The organism is Clostridium sp. (assembly GCF_026168755.1).
GTDB lineage: Bacteria > Bacillota > Clostridia > Clostridiales > Clostridiaceae > Clostridium.
This window is the reverse complement of sequence record NZ_JAPFDR010000085.1, coordinates 1-5337: the sequence shown is the minus strand read 5'-3', so window position 1 is coordinate 5337 and position 5337 is coordinate 1. Positions and strand designations below refer to the sequence as shown.

At 27.9% G+C, this 5337-nt stretch carries 4 protein-coding genes; 1 reads left to right on the top strand and 3 read right to left on the bottom strand.

From position 1 onward, the window contains the following. Positions 1-228 precede the first annotated feature (228 nt). The gene (locus Q0Y03_RS14995; protein WP_297714602.1) at positions 229-1608 is read left to right on the top strand and encodes a GntP family permease; all 1380 of its coding nucleotides are present in this window, start codon (positions 229-231) and stop codon (positions 1606-1608) included. Between the two features lie 84 nt (positions 1609-1692). Here Q0Y03_RS14995 and Q0Y03_RS14990 read toward each other — a convergent pair whose 3' ends face one another. The 3 genes from Q0Y03_RS14990 to Q0Y03_RS14980 form a co-directional block, all read right to left on the bottom strand. Then, positions 1693-2568 carry a carbohydrate ABC transporter permease gene (locus Q0Y03_RS14990; protein WP_297714601.1) on the bottom strand — a complete coding sequence of 292 codons (876 nt, stop codon included), beginning with the start codon at positions 2566-2568 and terminating at the stop codon, positions 1693-1695. Further along, complete coding sequence (locus Q0Y03_RS14985; protein WP_297714600.1) at positions 2568-3410, bottom strand: sugar ABC transporter permease; 843 nt, start codon at positions 3408-3410, stop codon at positions 2568-2570. The genes Q0Y03_RS14990 and Q0Y03_RS14985 overlap by 1 nt, the downstream gene beginning before the upstream one ends. A 126-nt stretch (positions 3411-3536) precedes the next feature. Continuing rightward, positions 3537-4922: an ABC transporter substrate-binding protein gene (locus tag Q0Y03_RS14980; RefSeq protein WP_297714599.1), complete on the bottom strand. Its 1386-nt coding sequence runs from the start codon at positions 4920-4922 to the stop codon at positions 3537-3539. Between the last annotated feature and the right edge of the window lie 415 nt (positions 4923-5337).

Sequence of the window (5337 nt, the reverse complement as noted above, 5' to 3'; positions counted from 1 at the left end):
TGCTATCATAGATAGCAGAAACATAGCAATATAATTCAATTAGTTTAAGAATTGTTTCTTTTTTCATACTTTAATTCTAACTAATTTTTATTGCAATGTTTCTTTTTTTATTAAAATTTTAAATATTGATTCGCATAATAATTATTATCTTTTAATATGTATTATATAATACTTTTCTACTTAAGTACATATAATAAATTTAATTAATTTTATACAAGGAGAAAACAAATGATAAGTTTAATCACATTAATAATTTCTTTATCACTTATTATGTATTTAGCATATAAAGGCTATTCTACTATAATTACCGCCCCTATAGTTGGACTATTAACCCTACTAATTTCACTTGGCCTTAATAGTCATTTAATGGCTAATTATACAGAAGTTTATATGAGTGGATTTGCTAACTTTGTAAAAAGCTATTTTCCATTATTCTTAACAGGAGCTATTTTTGCAAAATTAATAGATGAAGTAGGTTATGGTAAATCTATAGCATCATTTATTACAACAAAACTAGGAAAAGATAAAGCAATTCTTGCTATTGTTCTATCTGGAGCACTTTTAACATATGGTGGCGTATCTTTATTTGTTGTTACTTTTATATTATATCCATTGGCAAATATTTTGTTTAAAGAAGCAGATATACCAAAAAGACTTATACCAGGAACTATTGCTTTAGGTGCATTTACTTTTACAATGACAGCTATGCCTGGTTCCCCTGAAATTCAAAATGTAATACCAATGAGATATTTTGGTACTGATACATTTGCAGCACCGTTAATTGGTCTAATAGCAAGTATTATTATGTTTAGTTTAGGAATGCTATGGCTTATAAGAAGATCTAAAAAGGCAAGAAATAATGGTGAAGGATATGGAAAGCATACTGATACAAGTAAAATTGATTCTAATGAAAATTTACCAAGTATATTTGTATCTATTATACCTATTTTAATAATATTTATTACTAATTTTACACTTTCAAAATTTTATTTTCCTAATACTGATGGAAGTTATTTAACTCAATATGGTATCACACTAGATGAAGCTTCTGGAACATGGAGTGTAATAATCGCTATAATACTTTCAATAATTTATATTATTTTATTAAATTATAAGAAGCTTAAAAGTTTAAATAATACACTTAGTGAGGGTGTTAAAAACTCTTTTCTTCCTTTATTAAATTCTAGTGCTATAGTTGGATATGGTGCTATAATTAAGGTATTGCCTATTTTTACCTCACTCCAAACTACTATTATGAATATTTCCTCTAATCCAATTATTTCAGAAGCTATTTCTGTAAATATAATTTGCGGCCTTACAGCCTCTGCTTCTGGTGGATTAGGAATAACATTATCTGCACTTGCTCCAACCTTTATTGAAATGAGTGAGAAATTATCTATTTCCCCAGAAATATTACATAGAATTGCTTCTTTATCTTCAGGTGGATTAGATACTTTACCTCATAATGGTGCTGTTATAACTACTTTAGCAATTTGTGGATTAACTCATAAAGAAAGCTATAAAGATATATTTGTAACATCTGTTGTTATACCTATTTTTACTACAATAATTATAGTAACAATAGTTTCTTTGAATCTTTCTTTCTAATAAAAATATTAAATTATAATAAGAAAAATCTCTATTTATTAATAGATTTGCTTTATCAATAAATAGAGATTTATTTTTTATTATTTATCCTTTTACAGCTCCAGCTGCAACACCTTCTATAATATGCTTTTGACAAACTAAGTAGAATATTACTATTGGTATAATAGCAAGAACTAAAACAGCCATCATAGCTCCCATATCAACAGCACCATATCCACCACGTAAATATTGTACTGCCATAGGTAATGTTTTATAATCTGAACCTAAAACTAAAGTTGGAAGCAAATAATCATTCCATATCCACATTACATTTAAAATAGCTACTGTAATGGCTATTGGTTTTAATAATGGCAATACTATTAAGAAAAAGGTTTGTATTGGATTGCATCCATCTATCATAGCTGCTTCTTCAATATCTATAGGAATTGATTTAACAAATCCACTAAACATAAATACAGATAGTCCAGCTCCAAACCCAATATATATTATTATAATTCCAATAGGATTATCTAGACTTAACATATTTGCTATTTTACTCATTGTGAACATAACCATTTGAAATGGTACTATCATAGAAAACACAAATAAATAATATAAAAAGCTTGTAACTTTTGATTTTACTCTTGTAATATACCAAGCTGTCATTGATGTAAATAAAATAATTACAGCTGTTGAGCATATAGTTATAAATACAGATAGCCCAAAAGCAGAAATAAATCCTGTCTTATCTATACCATTTATATAGTTATCTAATCCAGAAAAAGTTGTTGCATTTGGTAAAGCAAAAGGTGTCCTACTTATATATAATTTACCTTTAAATGAATTGTATAATACTATAAATATAGGTGCTAAAAATAGTACTGATAAAGCTGTTAAAATAATATAAAACAATATATTATTTTTCTTTTTAGGAGTATATTTTAATTCTATATCTTTTTTAGTGTTTAATTTTGCTTCCATTAATTTTCAACCTCCTTCTTTCTAGTAATACTTAATTGAAGTAACATTATTACTGCAACTATTAAGAAGAATATTACTGCTTTTGCTTGTCCTACACCTTCTGAACCTACTTTATTATAGAATGTCTTATATATATCTAAAGCAAGCATTGCTGTCTTTCCTCCTGGTGCTCCATCAGTTAATGCTAAGTTTTGGTCAAACAATTTAAATGCATTTGACATAGTTAAGAAAAGACATATAGTTATTGATGGCATAACTAGTGGAATTGTAATTTTTCTCAAAGTCATCCATTTAGATGCTCCATCGATTTTAGCACTTTCTATCAATTCTCCAGGTATATTTTGAATACCTGCTATATATATAATCATCATGTATCCAATTTGTTGCCAGTTAAGCAAGATGACTAATCCCCAAAATCCATACTTAGGATCATATGTTAAATTAACACCAAAATAATTAAGGATTCCATTTAAGATTATTAACCATATATAACCTAAAACTATTCCTCCAATTAAATTAGGCATAAAAAATACAGTTCTAAATATGTTTGTACCTTTTAATTTTCTAGTTAAAAGATATGCTAATGCAAATGCAAATACATTAACAGTTATAACTGATACAACAACAAATTTAGTGGTAAAAATTAAAGCATTAATAAATTCAGGACTTGAAAATGCCTTCTTATAATTATCTAATCCTACAAATGTTGCATTAGTTACAGTAGTAAATTTAGTAAAAGATAAATAAATTCCCATTACAAATGGCACTAAAAATGCTATTACAAAAGCTATTAATGTAGGTAAGGCAAATAACCCAAAATATTTTTTCATACTCTTTTGCATATTCTCTTCCCCCTATATAAAAAATTATACTTTTATTATGTTATAAATATTGTACTTCTATGTTTATAGATTAATATATTTAATATTAAAGGCAGCACATATCTATATGCTGCCTTCATTTAAATATTATTCAGCCTTTTCAGACTTCCAAGAATCCTTTACAGTTTGTACAACATAGTCCCAATCTTGAGTACCTTGAACATATTCAAGTAAAGCACCAGCAAAAGTATCTTTAAAGCTTTGGCTTGGGAATGCTTGGAATGTCCATTTAACTGTTTCTAAATCTTCTTTTTCCATCCAATTAATAACTTCTTTTGATAATGGATCAGCAGGCTTTTCATCATCATTAAATGTATCAAATGGAGCAATAAATCCTAGGTCACCTGTAACATAAGCTTTCCCTGTATCACTTGTAAATAGCCAGTTTATAAAATCAATAGAAGCTTGTTGCTTTTCTTCTGAAACTTCGCTATTAATAGCTAAATAGTTTTCAGTACCAATACAAAGCCCTTGATTTTCTTCACCATCCATACCTGTATATATTGGCATAAACTTAATATTTTCTTCTTTAACAGTATTACCATCTATACCATTTATTTGTGACCAAGCCCAGTTACCATTTTGAACCATAGCACAATCACCTAAAGCAAATTCAGCCATTGCATCATCTACACTCTTATTTCCTAAAACACCTTTTTCTGAAACAGAATTATCAGTATATAAATCATATATATTCTTGAAGTTCTCGTTATATTTAAATTCAATTTCATTAGCATCTAATCCAGCTTGTAAAGCATCACCATCTTCACCTGCATTATCTTTAAATTCATAATATAATGGTATGTTTGCTAAATGTGTTTCCCATCTCCATGCATTACCAGAAGCCATTGAAGTTGATGCAAATACACCTTCAATTCCTAACTTATCTTTGTTAGCTTCCATGTCTTCTACAACTTCTTTTAATTTATCAAAATTATTGATATCATCCATAGATTCAACATCTGTTGCTTTATTTTCTAGTGCAAAATATTTTTGCATTATTTCATCGTTATATATAATTCCATATCCCTCAACGGCATAAGGTATACCATATACACCATCCCCACTTGTAACTGCTAAGCTTTTATCAAGTAAATGATCATAAAGCTCTGTATCCTTTAAATCTAAACAGTAATCCTTCCAAGATTCATATCCAACTGGACCATTAATTTGGAATATTGTTGGAGCGTCTTTCTTTGCTATTTCTGATTTTAATGTTTGTTCATAAGTACCACTTGCTGCAGTTTCAACTTTCACTTTTACTCCGGTTTCAGCTTCATAGTCTTCAGCAATCTTCTTATATACATCTGCAATCTCAGGCTTAAAATTTAAAAAATAAATTTCTGTTTCTGTAGTTTCATTAGCAGAAGTACTTGTAGAGTCATCACCCTTCTCTTTACTTCCACATCCTACAAAAGCACTTGCCACTAATGTTGTTGCAAGTGCAATGGCTAATAGTTTTTTAATCTTCATAAATTCTCTCTCCCTTAAAATAATTACTTTACTATATAAAATATTTATATATCAAAAAATTTTTGGAACAGTAACCGGAATCGTTTCCTATTTGTATAAATATTTTACATTTATTACCTTTATAAAGTAATTGTATATTATTTCCATTTCAAAATCAATATAATTGATTATTTTTATAACTTTTCTTATTTTGATAATATTTATATTTTAATTTAATATTTTTTTGTTTTTTATTAACGAAATCGTTAATAAAACTTCTTTTATTATATATTTCATAATCGAGTAGGAGGTAGATAATTATTTTATCTACCGACCTCTCACACCACCGTGCGTACCGGTCTGGTACACGGCGGTTCTTTAAGTTTAATGAATTTTAATATATTGACGCGTTAGGCTTTTCAAGCCTAAGTCGTTA

Bases quoted from the DNA above. Each gene is read 5' to 3' on its own strand.
- Q0Y03_RS14990 (WP_297714601.1), bottom strand. From the start codon at position 2,568: ATGGAAGCAAAATTAAACACTAAAAAAGATATAGAATTAAAATATACT.
- Q0Y03_RS14980 (WP_297714599.1), bottom strand. From the start codon at position 4,922: ATGAAGATTAAAAAACTATTAGCCATTGCACTTGCAACAACATTAGTG.
- Q0Y03_RS14985 (WP_297714600.1), bottom strand. From the start codon at position 3,410: ATGCAAAAGAGTATGAAAAAATATTTTGGGTTATTTGCCTTACCTACA.
- Q0Y03_RS14995 (WP_297714602.1), top strand. From the start codon at position 229: ATGATAAGTTTAATCACATTAATAATTTCTTTATCACTTATTATGTAT.